Below are 14,199 nucleotides of genomic sequence, written 5' to 3'. Positions count from 1 at the left end.
TTGATACGAATATAACCTGATTAATAATAAGCGTACCGTTGTACTTTAGAAATATATTTGGCCAGACGAATAACTTGGTGACTATAGCCAAACTCATTATCATACCAAACATAGAGTACTACATTTTTTCCGTCGGCAGACACAATCGTGGCATTGCTGTCATAAATCGATGGGGCATTGGTACCCACAATGTCCGATGAAACCAATTCATTGTTGAGCGAATACTTGATTTGCTCCACTAACTGACCTTCTAACGCGTATTTTTTCATTATTCCATTTACTTCTTCGATTGAAGTTTCTCTACTTACTTCCAAATTTAACACCACCAACGAACCATTTGGAACCGGAACTCGTATAGCATTGGATGTCAATTTTCCAGCTAAACTAGGCAAAGCTTTGGCTACTGCACTTCCGGCACCGGTTTCGGTAATGACCATGTTTAATGCTGCCGCACGACCTCTGCGGTATTTATTATGCATATTATCCACCAAATTTTGATCGTTTGTGTAGGCATGAATGGTTTCTAAATGTCCTTTTACCACACCCAAAGTATCTTCTACTGCTTTTAAAATAGGCGTGATGGCGTTGGTTGTGCAGGATGCTGCGGAGAAGATATCCACTTTATCGGGATTGTGCTCTTTGTGATTCACCCCGTACACAATATTAGGAACCCCTTTTCCGGGAGCAGTGAGCAACACTTTTGAAGCACCTTTGGAAACCAAGTGTCTTTTCAAGGCTTCTTCTGTTGTAAAGGCTCCAGTGTTGTCGATAATCAACGCCTCTTCAATTCCGTATGTTGTATAATCAATTTCTTCCGGTGCATTAGCAGCGATAATATGAACAGTTGTTCCGTTAATAATCAACGCATTATTTTTAGCATCGGCTATCACAGAACCTTGGAAATCGCCGTGAACCGAATCATATCGCAACAAAGAGGCTCTTTTTTCTAAAATCGTCGCATCATTTTTATCTCTCGTCACGATAGCACGTAAACGCAATTGATTTCCTTTTCCGGTCTTAGACATTAATTCTCTGGCGAGTAAGCGGCCAATTCTACCAAAACCGTATAACACAACATCTTTTGGTTTAATGGACTTTGATTCTTTCGCTTTTCGCAGTTTATCAATTACAAACGATTTGGTGTTGTGGTATTTATCGTCTTCCAAGTGATATTCGTAGGTTAATTTACCGATGTCTAATTTCGATGGGGGTAAATCCAGGGATAGCATTTCTCGGGCGATTTCTACCGAATCAAAAACCGAAATTGGTTTGCCTACAAATTCACCGGCATATTCATGCAGGTTTAAAATTTCAGATACATTTTTATCAATCAATTGATTGCGAAAAAGCACGATTTCGATTGATTTGTCATACCATAAATCGCTGATGATTTTGATAAATTCAACGCCGGCTCTTCTACGGTCTGCTTGAAACGAAAGTTCTTTTTCGTACAAAGAAGGATTGTTATTCATAGTTTAAAAATTAGTTGGTGTTGTAAAATTTGGTGCAAAAGTATAGATTTCAATCGTTTTCGTAAACTTTTTTTATGTTTTTTTACATAAAAAAATCCTGCAAAATCAACTGGTGATTTTGCAGGATTCCTGAGCTTTACGCAACTTTATAGTATGATTCGCATTACTTGCCCGTTTCGCAGCATCAATTCCACCCGAACACCCTCTTTTTCCGTTTTACTACCTAACCCTCTTGAGATGGTTTCCACATCGGTGGCTTTTACCCCATCAATACTCAAAATGATACTTCCTTTTAATTCTTCGGCATACGGAACTAATTTTTCATTGGTAATGTCTTTAATTTTTACGCCTTGTTTTAGTTTGAATCGTTGTTTGTCTGCCGGTTCTAAATCTTCCAATTCTAAACCATAAAACTCATAATTCAACAATTCTTTTTTGGTTAATTTCACCGGAATCACCAATGTTTTACCTCCACGATTGACGGTGACTTTTATCTCGTCGTTTGGCCGTTTTGTATTCACATAGCCCGAAAGTTCTGCAAATGATGTTACACTTTGATTGTCTAATTTTAGAATCACATCGCCCGATTTAATTCCAGCTTTTTCCGCCCCTGAATTCTTGGTTACTTTGTTGACATAAAATCCTTGCGTTTCGCTAAGGTTTAGTTCTTTGGAGGCGGCTCCGTTTAATTCTCGTCCTTCAATGCCTAAAATTCCACGTTGAACATTGCCATATTCCATAATATCTTCGATAATTTTTCGGGTGATATTTGAGGGAACCGCAAATGAATAGCCGACATAACTTCCGGTATTAGATGAAATCATCGTATTGATTCCAACTAATTCACCCCGCGTGTTTACCAAAGCACCGCCACTGTTTCCGGGGTTTACCACGGCATCGGTTTGAATGAACGACTGAATTCCGCTCGTATCTAAGTTTCTGGCTTTCGCCGAGACAATTCCGGCTGTTACCGTAGAATTTAGGTTATACGGATTACCTACAGCCAGGACCCATTCGCCCACTTTCACTTGATCTGAATCGGCAAAAATGGCATAGGGTAATTTTTCATCGGTTTCCACTTTAAGCAAAGCTATGTCCATTTTAGAATCAGTTCCAATTAATTTGGCCGGGTATGTTTTTTTATTGTTGAGTGTGATTTCTAGTTCAGTTGCTCCTTGAATCACGTGGTTGTTGGTTACCACATAACCATCTTCTGAGATAATAACACCGGAGCCTGTTCCGATTTGTTGCTGTGGTTGACCACCTCGATTTCCATAAAAGAAATCGATCGGATTGTAAACCGTTCGATACGAAACATTTTTCACGTGCACAACTTGGTTTAAAGCTAAGCCTGCTGCTTCAGTGAAATCGACAGTTTCTGCCGAAAGGCCAACATTTTTAGTGGCAAGCACCGGTGCGGTTGTCACAATGTTTTTGTTGGCTGTTGAATTTTCTTCAAAAAATAATTTGTAAGCTCCCAGTGTGATCACACCACTACATAAGGATACTAAAAATAAATTGGTTACATTTTTCATCTTAATCTAAATTTAGTTATTACTGTAAATTTATATGTTTTATTGTTTTGATAAATCGGGTTTAACGCTCTTTAACAGCCCTTAACTTTTCTTTAAAATAATTGTACTTTTGTATTCTATAATTTTTTCAAATGACCATTCAATTTTTTAAATACCAAGGAACGGGAAACGATTTTATCATGGTTGATAATCGTCAGGCAATCTTCTCCAAAAATGATACCAAACTCATCAAACGACTCTGCGACAGACGTTTCGGAATTGGAGCAGATGGGTTGATATTACTTGAAAATGACAAAATTTCAGATTTTAAAATGGTTTATTACAACTCTGACGGCAACGAAAGTTCGATGTGCGGAAATGGGGGTAGATGTATCGTGGCTTTTGCGAAGCAATTGCATGTTATTGAAAACCAAACCACATTTACAGCGGTTGATGGCGAACATTATGCCAAAATTTCAGCTGACGGAATTGTCTCGCTTCAGATGAAGAATGTGGATGCGATCAAAATGGCAGCTGATTATGTATTTTTGAATACGGGCTCGCCGCATCATATTACGGTGGTGGACGATGTAAAATCAGTTCCGGTAAAAGAAATTGGCAGCCAAATCCGTTACAGTGATTTGTATGGGAAGGCGGGAAGCAATGTCAATTTTGTGGAAATCATCTCCGATTCACTTTTTGCTGTTCGCACCTATGAACGAGGGGTTGAAGATGAAACGTTATCCTGCGGAACCGGCGTTACCGCCGCAGCTATTGCGATGAATGCTATTGGAAAAACCACTTCAACTGAAATTTCATTGTTAGTAGAAGGAGGCGAATTGAAAGTTACTTTCAAAAAAGACGGAAAGCAGTATACGGATGTTTTCTTAATCGGGCCTGCAACTTTTGTTTTTGAAGGAAAAATTGAAATTTAAAATTGCTCAGCGATGAAAACACTACACGGTCAACACATTTATTTGCGGGCTTTGGAACCGGAAGACTTGGACTTTGTTTACCAATTGGAAAATGATGCCACCGTTTGGGAAATCAGTCAAACCCAGACACCTTACAGTCGGTTTTTAATCCGTCAGTATCTTGATAATGCTCAGCAAGATATCTATGAAGCTAAGCAGTTGCGGTTGGCCATCTGTAAAAATGAAACTTTTGAAGCCATCGGTTTAATTGATTTATTTGATTTTGATCCTAAAAACAAACGGGCAGGCATTGGGATTTTGATTCAACATCCCGACAATAGAAATTCAGGCTATGGAAAAGAGGCGTTAGAATTACTCATCGCTTATGCAAAGGATTATTTGCACATTCATCAACTTTTTGCTAATATTTCGGTGAGTAATTTGCCTAGTATCAATTTGTTTACTTCCTTTGGTTTTGAATTAATCGGAATAAAAAAAGAGTGGATTTTCAATGACGGAAATTACTCAGATGAAGCATTCTATCAATTAATTATAAAAAAGTAACTTATCATAAAAATGAATTTTAAAAAAATAATCCTCTCTATTTCCTTAGCGATTTTATTGGTCGTTGCTTATTTCGGATTTAAAGTGTACCAAATTGTTTTTACACCCAATACTAGTTTTTCTGAGGAAAGAGTAATGGTTTTTGTTCCTAGCCATGCCAATTTTGAAGCAGTAAAAGCTATCGTTTCTCCTTATATCAAAGATATGGATAAGTTTGAAACCTTAGCCAACCGACGAGGGTATGCTACAGAAGTAAAAGCCGGAAAGTTTGAACTGACCAAGAACATGAATACCAATGCGATTGTTTCTGCTTTGCGACGAAGTGTTCCGGTACGTGTAACGTTTAACAACCAAGAGCGTTTGGAAAATTTTGCGGGTCGAATTGCTTCGCAAATTGAAGCCGATAGTATTCAATTGTTGGAAGCTTTTAGAAACCCGAAGTTTTTAGCAGAAAACGGTTTTACCGAAGAAACGGTTTTTACGCTGCTTTTACCCAATACGTTTGAATTTTATTGGGATACTTCTGCTGAGAAATTCAGGAATCAAATGGCAAAAGAATACTATCGTTTTTGGACGGATGAACGAAAAGCGAAAGCGGAACAATTGGGATTGACACCGGTTGAAGTTTCCATTTTAGCGTCTATCGTTCATAAAGAAACCGCTAAAGTGGAAGAGCGTCCTCGTGTAGCAAAAGTTTATTTGAACCGAATGAACATCGGCATGCCTTTGCAGGCTGATCCCACGGTAATTTTTGCTTATAAATTAGTGGCGAATGACTTTAATCAAGTTATTAAACGTGTTTATTACAAACATTTGGAAGTTGAATCACCTTATAATACGTACCGCACTGTTGGTTTACCTCCCGGACCCATTTTTATGGCAGATGTCAATGCGATTGATGCTGTTTTGAATCCGGAACAGCACGATTTTATTTATTTTTGTGCCAGTGTGGAACGTTTTGGTTATCATGAATTTGCGACTACCTTAGCGCAACATAACGTGAATGCCAGAAAATATGCCGCTTGGTTAAACGCTCAAACAAGTGTAAAGTAATTGAAAAAGCAATTTTTACTACTCATTGGTTTTGCTGTTCTGTTTTCAAACGGACTATTTTCACAATCTACATTTGATGATTTTTTTAAACCGGTTGATACTTTAAGTACTTCGAGAAGGAATTTAGTTGTAGTTTCAGAGCTCGTTCTGACCACCGCTGCTTTGGTTGGATTGAATGAAGTATGGTATGCCGACTATGAAAAATCATCCTTTCAATTTAAAAATGACAATCAGGATTGGCTTCAAATGGATAAAGCCGGGCATGTTTATTCTTCGTATCATTTAGGACGATTGAGTGCCGAAATGCTTGCTTGGAGTGGGGTTTCCAAAAAAAATCAATTGCTTTACGGAGCCGGTTATGGCTTTTTTTTTCTCACCGCGGTGGAAATGTTTGATGGTTATTCTGCCGAATGGGGATTTTCTTGGGGCGATGTAGCCGCCAATGCCGGCGGAACCGCATTATATGTTTCACAGGAATTATTGTGGGATGAACAACGTATTATTCCGAAGTTTTCTTTTCATACGACTCCGTATGCCAACCAACGACCGGAATTATTAGGTGAACGTTTTAGTGAACAAATTTTGAAAGATTACAACGGTCAAACCTATTGGTTGTCGGCCAATCTTCATTCCTTTTTTAAAGGATCAAAAATCCCAAAATGGTTGAATGTAGCGGTTGGTTATGGAGCAGAGGGAATGCTTACATCCCGGAAAAACACAAATCAATCAATTGAGCTTCCAAACGACGACCGATTTCGTCAATTTTATTTGAGTTTTGACGTTGATTTATCCAAAATTGAAACGAAATCTCATTTTTTAAAGACCCTTTTCTCACTTTTTAATACGATTAAAATTCCGTCTCCAACGTTTGAAATCAATGGTTTAGGAAAGTCGACATTCCATGTTTTTTACTTTTAGAAAAGTTTAACTTGTTGATAGTCAATTTTATAATAAAAATGCGTATATTTGCACCGTGAAATTCAAGATGGTGACAGTGCTTGAGAAATAAACATTTATGTCGAAAAAATGGTATTTTTATTCTTGTATCGCCTTGATTGTAGGCGTAATTACTACAGGTTTTAAACCATATAAATTTGAGAATTTGAATTGGTTTTATGTAAATGAATCGGATGAGGTTTTACATTACACCGTTCCCACTGCAGAAGAATTGGAATATACCAACGTAATCTTCCCACAAACCGGAAAAACCTATGCCGGTTTCAAACAAGCCTTAGCTTTTAAAGAGTCACAAGGAAAGTATCATTTGGTTAATTCCTTTGGATATATGGGAAAATACCAATTTGGTATGGGTACCTTGCGAACGATTGGTGTTCGTGACAGTCTTCATTTTATGAATTCTCCTCAATTACAAGAAAAAGCATTCAATGCCTTAGCATCGATTAACAAATGGATTCTTCGTGATGAAATTGAAAAATACGATGGAAAAGTTATTAAGGGCGTAACCATTACCGAATCAGGCTTGTTGGCTGCTGCTCACTTAGGTGGAGCAGGTTCTGTTAAGAAGTTTCTAAAGAGCAATGGAAACCGCAGTATAAAAGACGGTTTTGGCACTTCTATCAAAAGTTATATCAAGAAATTTGGAGGGTATGACACCTCGCACATTGTGGCGAACAAGAATGCGAAAGTGAAATAAATTAGGATTTTTGAATAATAAAAATAGTAGGTCGGTTGTGTAAATCGACCTTTGTTTTTTTCCAGTCGTTGATAGAAAGTGTTTTGATGAATTCGGTTGGTAAAGTAATATCCGTTGCAATACAAAGTCGTGTAGCGTTTTGAAGGGATTGCATAATATCTTCCAATAATTTATTGTTGCGATAAGGAGTTTCAATAAATAGCTGAGCTTGATTTTTTTCAAACGATAAACGTTCCAAGTTTTTTAAAGCCGCTTTTTTTTCGCTTTTATCGATTGGCAAATAGCCGTTAAAGGCAAAACTTTGCCCGTTCATTCCGGATCCCATTAAAGCCAGTAGAATAGAAGAAGGCCCAACCAACGGTACCACTTGAATTCCTTTTTCGTGAGCTAATTTGACAATCACAGCTCCCGGATCGGCAACACCTGGGCAACCGGCTTCACTCATGAGTCCTACATTTCTTCCGGCTAAGCAGGCTTTTAGCATTTCGGTATATTCTGCCACTTCAGTGTGTTTGTTCAGCACATGCATTCTCAAACTAGACTGTACTTTTTCAGGATTGATTGATTTAATAAACTTTCTTGCGGTTTTTTCATTCTCTACAACATAGTCGGTAATAAAATCAATCGCTCTTTTTACGGTTTGTGGCAACACATCGTCGGGAGCTACTTCGCCTAAAGTGGTTGGAATTAAATAGAGTTTTCCTAAAAAAGTGATGGGTTTCATACAAAGATATTTTTAAACCTAGGTTTTTAAAATCTGTCAGGTTTAAGATGAATAACTATTATTTCTTCTCTAAAAGCTTGTTGGCAATACTCTCACACGCTTCCTCCAACATTTCAAAAACTTGGTCGAAATTACTTTGAATTCCGTTATATGGGTCCGGTACATCAACATTTTCACCGGGGAAAAGTTCATCTAAAATGAGTTGGACTTTCTTTTTATCCTCTTCATTTTTTGCCATACCAATTACATCTGCATAATTGCTGGTGTCCATTACATAAATATGGTCATATTCCTGAAAAAAAGTAGCTTTGAATAATTTTCCACGTTGGTTGGTAATATCAATTCCGTTTTTTTCTGCGGTGAGGATAGATCTTTTATCCGGTGGATTTCCAACATGCCAATGACCTGTTCCGGCGGAATCAACTAAAAAGTCGTTTTTAGGAAGTTTAGATGCCAAAATACCTTCTGCCAATGGCGAACGGCAAATGTTTCCCAAACAAACCATTAAAATTTTAACTGGCATACACTATGGATTCTTTAAAAAATAATTTCAGTATTCAAAGGTACTAAGAATACTGAAATTATTTTTTTATAAGGAAAGTTTTTTGTGAATGTCTTCCACAAATTTTCTAAACTGTTTATCTGTGGTAACTAAGTTGTCAACGGTTTTGCAAGCGTGCAATACGGTAGCGTGATCGCGATCGCCAATTTGTGAGCCAATGTTTGCTAGGGAAGCTTTGGTGAATTTCTTAGCGAAAAACATGGCTAATTGTCTGGCTTGCACCACATGGCGTTTTCTGGTTTTAGATTGTAAGGTATCGATGTCTAATTGAAAATAATCGGAAACCACTTTTTGAATGTAGTCGATAGAAATTTCTCTTTTTACATTTTTAACAAATTTTTCAACTACGCTTTTAGCTAACTCTAATGTTACTTCTTTTTTATTGAAAGAAGATTGAGCGATTAACGAGATGATTGCCCCTTCTAATTCTCTTACATTCGATTTGATATTTCTTGCCACATATTCTATGATTTCATCAGGCATTTCAACACCATCGCGGTATAAAATATTTTTTAAGATTGATATGCGTGTCTCGTAATCAGGCTGATGCAGTTCGGCAGATAGTCCCCATTTAAATCGTGACAATAGACGTTGTTCAATGTCCTGCATGTCAACCGGAGCTTTATCAGAGGTTAAAATAACCTGTTTACCGTTTTGGTGAAGGAAGTTGAAGATATGGAAAAACACATCTTGTGTTCCCGATTTTCCGGATAAGAATTGCACATCATCAATAATCAATACATCAATTAATTGATAAAAATGAATGAAGTCATTACGTGTATTTTTCTTAACGGAATCGATGTATTGTTGGGTAAAAACTTCTGCAGAAATGTACAAAACCGTTTTATCCGGGTATTTGTCTTTAATTTCTACACCAATGGCATGAGCCAAGTGGGTTTTACCTAAACCAACGCCACCAAAAATTAAGAGTGGATTAAAGGAAGTTCCGCCAGGTTTGTTGGCCACCGCCATACCGGCAGAGCGAGCCAAACGGTTGGAGTCCCCTTCTAAAAAGTTATCAAAACTGTAATTTGCATTTAATTGTGATTCGATTTTTAAATTTCTAATTCCCGGAATTACGAACGGATTTTTTAATTCAGGGTTTAGGTTTTTAAAGGGAGCGTCGACATCTTGCGGTTTCACGGGACTACGATGGGCACTTGGCAATTGTTCCGTAAACGGTTGTTTATTGCCATAAGTGTTTTCCATTTTGATTTTATACAGTAACTTTGCACTTTTTCCAAGTTCTTTGGTCAGGGCCACTTTAAGTAATTTTACATAGTGTTCCTCTAACCATTCATAGAAAAATTTGCTGGGTACTTGAATGTATAAAGCATTGTCCGTGAGTTCCACTGACTTAATCGGTTCGAACCAAGTTTTGTAAGCTTGCTCCTGAATATTGTCCTTAATAAAAGATAGACAGTTTTCCCATACCGATTCCGCAGTTTTGCTCATAAATTCTATAAATTTTGTTGTTTACTAAAAGGTTATCTTACAAAGAAAACAGACTGTTTCTTTATTAACTTTTGGGATAACAAATATGTGAACAAAAAAACGTAAAAAAAAATAAAAAGCTATTGATTTTATAAAATAATTGTTGTAAAGATGTTTTAAGACGTCAAAATAATATTAAGAAAAAAATTACAGAAAAATATGAAAGAACATCAAATTGAAGTTAGGGTAAGGTATTCAGAAACCGATCAAATGGGCGTGGTTTATCACGGAAATTACCTTCCGTATTTTGAGATAGGTCGGGTGGAATGGTTGAGAAATCACGGGATTTCGTACAAAAGCATGGAGGAGCGTGGAGTTGCTTTACCGATTGTAAACATTAACATAAATTACAAAAAGCCAGCACGTTATGATGACTTACTTATTGTGAAGACTAAATACAAAAATCAATCATCGGTTAAGATAGAATTTGAATGTAAAATTGAGAATGAAAAAGGCGAGTTATTAACAACCGCGGACTTTGTTTTGGTATTTGTAGACCTTAAAACGGGTAAGCCAATGTTGCCACCGGAAAATATTAAAACGATAATTGATAAAATGGAAGCTTTAGTAAATTAGTCTACTTTTTTTATTTTAATTTCAAATAAATTAGAAAAAATGTCGAAAATACTTTCGGCATTTTTTTTTCGGGTGGAAATTTTGAGTTCGCAGTTCATTTCCATTTTTTGAGCAATAATTTCCAAATTTTTTTCTTTGATTACTCGCATCACTTTGTTCATGTTTTTGTAGTCAAAAGTGAGTTGAAAAAACACCTTCATTGTTTTTTCGATGATTTCGGCATTTTCCAATGTCATTTGTGCGGCTGTTTTATACGCTGAAATTAATCCGCCCACTCCTAATTTGACGCCGCCAAAATAGCGAACCACTACAATTAATATGTTGGTTACTTCAAATGATTGAATTTGTCCGTAAATTGGCATGCCGGCACTGTTGTTCGGTTCTCCGTCATCATTGGCTCTAAAACTAATTTTTTCTGTTCCAATTTGATATGCATAACACCAATGTCTTGCAGAAAAATGTTGCTTTTTTAATTGTTCTACATGCCATTTTACTTCCTCTTCATTCACGATTGGAAAAGCATACCCAACGAATTTACTGTTTTTTTCTTTAAACAGTATTTCTTCGGAGGGTACAGCAATCGTTTTATAGGTATCTTTTGATTCGTTCATCTTAACTTGTTACAAGAAAAATAGCCACTAAAGCCATGGCAATTCCGATTGCATTTCGACTGGAAATTTTTTCATTAAAAAATAAAATGCCCACCAACGTTGAAACCATTACAATGGCAACATTGTGAATCGTAAAAATAGTTGAGCTTTCAAATACTTCGCTATCCAGCATTTTGATTAAATAATAGAGTGAAAAATAATTTGGAATACCGAGGACTATTCCCGCCAACATATTTTTGCCTTCCATTTTTATTTTATTTTTTAGAATGTTTACACCTATAATTGGTACACCGACAAAAAATGCCATTAAAAAGGTATGGGAAGAGAATAATGAAATTTCATTTTCCGGTAAATAATCATTTTGTAAAATTTTCAAACTCGTGTCAATTGCACCGGCACCGAAGAACACTAAAATTGGATACAGTAGATTTTTTGAATCGGCTACCGCACCTTTTTCTTTTTTGGAAGTAAAATACACCGCCACCAACGCCATTAGAATTCCGATGATTTTAGCAATTCCTACGCTGTCATTGAATAAAATAACACCAAAACAGATTGGAATGATGACTGACATTTTTGAAGCCACTGATGCCACTGAAAGTCCGTTTCGTTGTGAAGTTATAGCGGTGGCATAAAAAACGCCTATGAATAGAAATCCAAGCATTAGGCTTCCGGGGTACCATTGTTTTTCGATGATTTTTGAATAATCAAAAGCTTCTTCAGAAAAAAACAATCCCATTGAAAAGGCTACAAAATAGTTGACAACTAAGGCTTGTACAGTATTGATATTGAATTTTGAAAAAAGTTTTAAAATGATAAAAAGAACCGTGTTGAAAAGAACACTTAAAACAATGTAAATCACAGGGTAATTATTTTTTTGGCAAATAAATCGGTTACGTCTTCTTGTCCAACTTTCAAGTTCCACACTTCGATTCCAAGTGAAGCAGCGGCCTCTGTGTTTTCTTTTTTATCGTCTATAAACAGTGTTCGTTTGGGTGACAAATCGTGTTTATTCAGTAGCAGTTTATAACTGTTTTCGTCCGGTTTTCGCATGCCCATTTCGTAGGAAAAATATATTTTTTCAAAGCAATTATAAAAATCTCTTGAAAACGACATTCCTTCTCTGTGTTCAAAATGGTCGATATGAATTTTATCCGTGTTAGAAAGTAAAAATAAGCGGTATTTTCCTTTCAAACTCTGAAGAAAATCCAATCGATATTCGGGGAAATCGCCTAAAACTGAATTCCATGCTTTTCTAATATCATCGATGGATGCATTTGGAAGGTGTTTTTGAAAACCTTGAATAAATTCTAATTCGGTTGCTTTGCCAACTTCAAATCGTTTGTTTAATTCATCTAAATCGGCATGCCATTCTTTTAAACCCAAATTTCGAAATGCTTTATCTACACCAGGCTTGTCTAAATTTATGAAAACATCCCCAAAATCGAAAATAATTGTATTAATCATACCGTTTCAGCATTAAAAGTTCATCGTTTAAAATTGTTGTTCGTTTCACGGTTTCGCCAAAAAGGGTTGGGGCTTTTGTTCCTTGTTTAAAAAGCAAGCTTCCTTTAAAAATTCGGGCTTCATCCCACAAATCGGCATCAATAAAGGTTTGTAACGTTTGAAGTCCACCTTCAATTATAACGGATTGAATCCCTTTTTGAAAAAGTAAGCTACTCATTTTTTCAGCAAGTTGATTATCAAAGATAATAGTTTCGAAGTTACAATTTTCAACAGCAACAAAATTTTCCTTTTCTGATATAAAAATAGTTTGTTGCTTTCCATTTTTTACTTCGTAATCGTTGGAAATTTTTCCTGCACGATCTAAAACGATTCTTATGGGATTATTTCCCTGCCATTCTCTGCTGTTCAATTGTGGATTGTCTACCAAAACAGTATTTGTTCCCACCAAAATGGCTTGTTCTTCTGTTCGCCATTTGTGCACCAATTGCCTGGAATACGGATTGGTAATCCAAACCGGTTTTTGTTCTTTTTTTGATACTGGTGAAAGAAATCCATCGGCACTTTCTGCCCATTTTAAAATAATGAATGGTCTTTTTTTATTGTGAAAAGTAAAGAAGCGTCGGTTGAGTTCAAGGCATTTTTTTTCTAACATGCCAACGGTAACAGTTGCTCCCGATTGACGGAGTTTTTCAATCCCTTTTCCGGCTACTTTTTCATTTGGATCAACTGTTCCCACCACCACATTCGGAATTTTATGCTGAATGATTAAATCACTGCACGGCGGTGTTTTTCCAAAATGACTACAAGGCTCTAAACTGACGTAAATGGTTGATTTTGAAAGTGCTGCTTTATCTTTTACGGAGTTTATGGCATTTACTTCCGCATGCGGTTCGCCTGCTTTTTGATGCCACCCTTCGCCAATAATTTTGTTTTCAAACACAATTACGCTGCCTACCATTGGGTTAGGGTAGGTGGTTCCCAAACCGTTTTTAGCCAGTTCAAGGCAACGTTGCATGTATTTTTTGTGTATCATCAGAACACAAAATTACGCTTTTTGGCTAAAAAAGTAGAAATAGTTTTACTTTTACAACGAATTAAATGAATTCATTTTTATGATAACCATTCGACCCATTCAAAAAGTGGATAATAAGGGGATTGCTACCGTTATTCGTTCCGTTTTAATTGAACATGATGTGCCTAAAGTAGGAACCGCTTATGCGGATGTATCGCTCGACAGCATGTTTGAAACCTATTCTTCACCAAGAAGTCGTTATTTTATAGTTGAAAATGACGGAAAGCTCATTGGTGGAGCCGGTATTAGTCAGTTAGAAAATGAGTCAGTAACCATTTGCGAATTGCAAAAAATGTATTTTCTATCCGAAGCGAGAGGCCTAGGTGTTGGTTCTCAGATGATGGAAAAATGTTTAGCTTTTGCAAAATCGGTTGGGTTTGAAAAATGTTATTTGGAAACCATGCCCTATATGCATGCTGCTCAAAAATTATATTTGAAATTCGGATTTCATTATATCGATGCACCGATGGGATGCACCGGTCACACTTCCTGTCCGGTTTGGATGTTGAAAGAATTATAAGC

At 36.6% G+C, this 14,199-nt stretch carries 16 protein-coding genes; 7 read left to right on the top strand and 9 right to left on the bottom strand.

The window, feature by feature from the left end; genetic code table 11:
* Nucleotides 1-20 precede the first annotated feature (20 nt).
* Nucleotides 21-1,472, bottom strand: a complete 1,452-nt coding sequence (locus tag B0I10_RS01395; protein ID WP_112084690.1) for a glyceraldehyde-3-phosphate dehydrogenase — start codon at nt 1,470-1,472, stop codon at nt 21-23.
* 146 nt (nt 1,473-1,618) lie between these two features.
* A complete protein-coding gene (locus B0I10_RS01390) occupies nt 1,619-3,007 on the bottom strand; it encodes a S1C family serine protease (protein ID WP_112084689.1) in 1,389 nt (462 codons plus the stop codon).
* A gap of 131 nt (nt 3,008-3,138) precedes the next feature.
* Here B0I10_RS01390 and dapF point away from each other — a divergent pair, with 131 nt between their 5' ends.
* The 5 genes from dapF to B0I10_RS01365 all read left to right on the top strand — a co-directional run bounded on the left by dapF (nt 3,139) and on the right by B0I10_RS01365 (nt 7,171).
* Nucleotides 3,139-3,921, top strand: coding sequence for a diaminopimelate epimerase (gene dapF, locus B0I10_RS01385; protein ID WP_112084688.1), 783 nt, complete (start codon nt 3,139-3,141; stop codon nt 3,919-3,921).
* A 12-nt stretch (nt 3,922-3,933) separates the two neighbouring features.
* Nucleotides 3,934-4,464, top strand: a complete 531-nt coding sequence (locus B0I10_RS01380) for a GNAT family N-acetyltransferase (RefSeq protein ID WP_112084687.1) — start codon at nt 3,934-3,936, stop codon at nt 4,462-4,464.
* A 12-nt stretch (nt 4,465-4,476) separates the two neighbouring features.
* The gene (gene mltG / locus B0I10_RS01375; protein ID WP_112084686.1) at nt 4,477-5,517 is read left to right on the top strand and encodes an endolytic transglycosylase MltG; all 1,041 of its coding nucleotides are present in this window, start codon (nt 4,477-4,479) and stop codon (nt 5,515-5,517) included.
* Nucleotides 5,518-6,435 carry a DUF2279 domain-containing protein gene (locus B0I10_RS01370; RefSeq protein ID WP_112084685.1) on the top strand — a complete coding sequence of 306 codons (918 nt, stop codon included), beginning with the start codon at nt 5,518-5,520 and terminating at the stop codon, nt 6,433-6,435.
* 97 nt (nt 6,436-6,532) lie between these two features.
* On the top strand, nt 6,533-7,171 hold the full coding sequence (locus tag B0I10_RS01365; RefSeq protein ID WP_112084684.1) for a peptidoglycan-binding protein LysM: 639 nt from the start codon (nt 6,533-6,535) through the stop codon (nt 7,169-7,171).
* Between the two features lies 1 nt (nt 7,172).
* Here B0I10_RS01365 and B0I10_RS01360 read toward each other — a convergent pair whose 3' ends face one another.
* The 3 genes from B0I10_RS01360 to dnaA all read right to left on the bottom strand — a co-directional run bounded on the left by B0I10_RS01360 (nt 7,173) and on the right by dnaA (nt 9,912).
* Nucleotides 7,173-7,895 (bottom strand): SAM-dependent methyltransferase, encoded by a 723-nt coding sequence (locus tag B0I10_RS01360; RefSeq protein WP_181456868.1) that lies wholly within the window; start codon nt 7,893-7,895, stop codon nt 7,173-7,175.
* Between the two features lie 58 nt (nt 7,896-7,953).
* Entirely contained in the window at nt 7,954-8,418 is a 465-nt protein-coding gene (locus B0I10_RS01355; RefSeq protein ID WP_112084683.1) for a low molecular weight protein-tyrosine-phosphatase, read from the bottom strand.
* Between the two features lie 66 nt (nt 8,419-8,484).
* The gene (gene dnaA / locus B0I10_RS01350; RefSeq protein ID WP_112084682.1) at nt 8,485-9,912 is read right to left on the bottom strand and encodes a chromosomal replication initiator protein DnaA; all 1,428 of its coding nucleotides are present in this window, start codon (nt 9,910-9,912) and stop codon (nt 8,485-8,487) included.
* Nucleotides 9,913-10,110: 198 nt separating this feature from the next.
* On the opposite strand from dnaA, the gene B0I10_RS01345 reads away from it, so the two are divergent.
* Entirely contained in the window at nt 10,111-10,527 is a 417-nt protein-coding gene (locus B0I10_RS01345; protein ID WP_112084681.1) for an acyl-CoA thioesterase, read from the top strand.
* Here B0I10_RS01345 and B0I10_RS01340 read toward each other — a convergent pair.
* Genes B0I10_RS01340 through ribD form a run of 4 tightly spaced genes read right to left on the bottom strand, consistent with a single transcriptional unit; the run spans nt 10,524 to nt 13,641 of the window.
* Nucleotides 10,524-11,138 (bottom strand): IMPACT family protein, encoded by a 615-nt coding sequence (locus B0I10_RS01340; RefSeq protein WP_112084680.1) that lies wholly within the window; start codon nt 11,136-11,138, stop codon nt 10,524-10,526. The two genes, B0I10_RS01345 and B0I10_RS01340, sit on opposite strands and share 4 nt — an antisense overlap.
* 1 nt (nt 11,139) lies before the next feature.
* Nucleotides 11,140-12,000 carry a DMT family transporter gene (locus B0I10_RS01335; RefSeq protein ID WP_112084679.1) on the bottom strand — a complete coding sequence of 287 codons (861 nt, stop codon included), beginning with the start codon at nt 11,998-12,000 and terminating at the stop codon, nt 11,140-11,142.
* A complete protein-coding gene (locus tag B0I10_RS01330; RefSeq protein WP_112084678.1) occupies nt 11,997-12,605 on the bottom strand; it encodes an HAD family hydrolase in 609 nt (202 codons plus the stop codon). Before B0I10_RS01330 ends, B0I10_RS01335 begins: the two co-directional genes overlap by 4 nt.
* Nucleotides 12,598-13,641, bottom strand: coding sequence for a bifunctional diaminohydroxyphosphoribosylaminopyrimidine deaminase/5-amino-6-(5-phosphoribosylamino)uracil reductase RibD (gene ribD, locus B0I10_RS01325; RefSeq protein ID WP_112084677.1), 1,044 nt, complete (start codon nt 13,639-13,641; stop codon nt 12,598-12,600). The genes B0I10_RS01330 and ribD overlap by 8 nt, the downstream gene beginning before the upstream one ends.
* 76 nt (nt 13,642-13,717) lie before the next feature.
* Here ribD and B0I10_RS01320 point away from each other — a divergent pair, with 76 nt between their 5' ends.
* The gene (locus B0I10_RS01320) at nt 13,718-14,197 is read left to right on the top strand and encodes a GNAT family N-acetyltransferase (RefSeq protein ID WP_112084676.1); all 480 of its coding nucleotides are present in this window, start codon (nt 13,718-13,720) and stop codon (nt 14,195-14,197) included.
* The last annotated feature ends 2 nt before the right edge of the window (nt 14,198-14,199 follow it).

It is taken from the genome of Flavobacterium lacus, from assembly GCF_003268815.1.
GTDB lineage: Bacteria > Bacteroidota > Bacteroidia > Flavobacteriales > Flavobacteriaceae > Flavobacterium > Flavobacterium lacus.
The sequence above is the reverse complement of the archived record's forward strand: the minus strand, read 5'-3'. Positions and strand labels throughout refer to the sequence as shown.

Coding starts and splice junctions, on each gene's coding strand:
- B0I10_RS01395 (WP_112084690.1), bottom strand. CDS start 1,472: ATGAATAACAATCCTTCTTTGTACGAAAAAGAACTTTCGTTTCAAGCA.
- B0I10_RS01390 (WP_112084689.1), bottom strand. CDS start 3,007: ATGAAAAATGTAACCAATTTATTTTTAGTATCCTTATGTAGTGGTGTG.
- dapF (WP_112084688.1), top strand. CDS start 3,139: ATGACCATTCAATTTTTTAAATACCAAGGAACGGGAAACGATTTTATC.
- B0I10_RS01380 (WP_112084687.1), top strand. CDS start 3,934: ATGAAAACACTACACGGTCAACACATTTATTTGCGGGCTTTGGAACCG.
- mltG (WP_112084686.1), top strand. CDS start 4,477: ATGAATTTTAAAAAAATAATCCTCTCTATTTCCTTAGCGATTTTATTG.
- B0I10_RS01365 (WP_112084684.1), top strand. CDS start 6,533: ATGTCGAAAAAATGGTATTTTTATTCTTGTATCGCCTTGATTGTAGGC.
- B0I10_RS01360 (WP_181456868.1), bottom strand. CDS start 7,895: ATGAAACCCATCACTTTTTTAGGAAAACTCTATTTAATTCCAACCACT.
- B0I10_RS01355 (WP_112084683.1), bottom strand. CDS start 8,418: ATGCCAGTTAAAATTTTAATGGTTTGTTTGGGAAACATTTGCCGTTCG.
- dnaA (WP_112084682.1), bottom strand. CDS start 9,912: ATGAGCAAAACTGCGGAATCGGTATGGGAAAACTGTCTATCTTTTATT.
- B0I10_RS01345 (WP_112084681.1), top strand. CDS start 10,111: ATGAAAGAACATCAAATTGAAGTTAGGGTAAGGTATTCAGAAACCGAT.
- B0I10_RS01340 (WP_112084680.1), bottom strand. CDS start 11,138: ATGAACGAATCAAAAGATACCTATAAAACGATTGCTGTACCCTCCGAA.
- B0I10_RS01330 (WP_112084678.1), bottom strand. CDS start 12,605: ATGATTAATACAATTATTTTCGATTTTGGGGATGTTTTCATAAATTTA.
- B0I10_RS01320 (WP_112084676.1), top strand. CDS start 13,718: ATGATAACCATTCGACCCATTCAAAAAGTGGATAATAAGGGGATTGCT.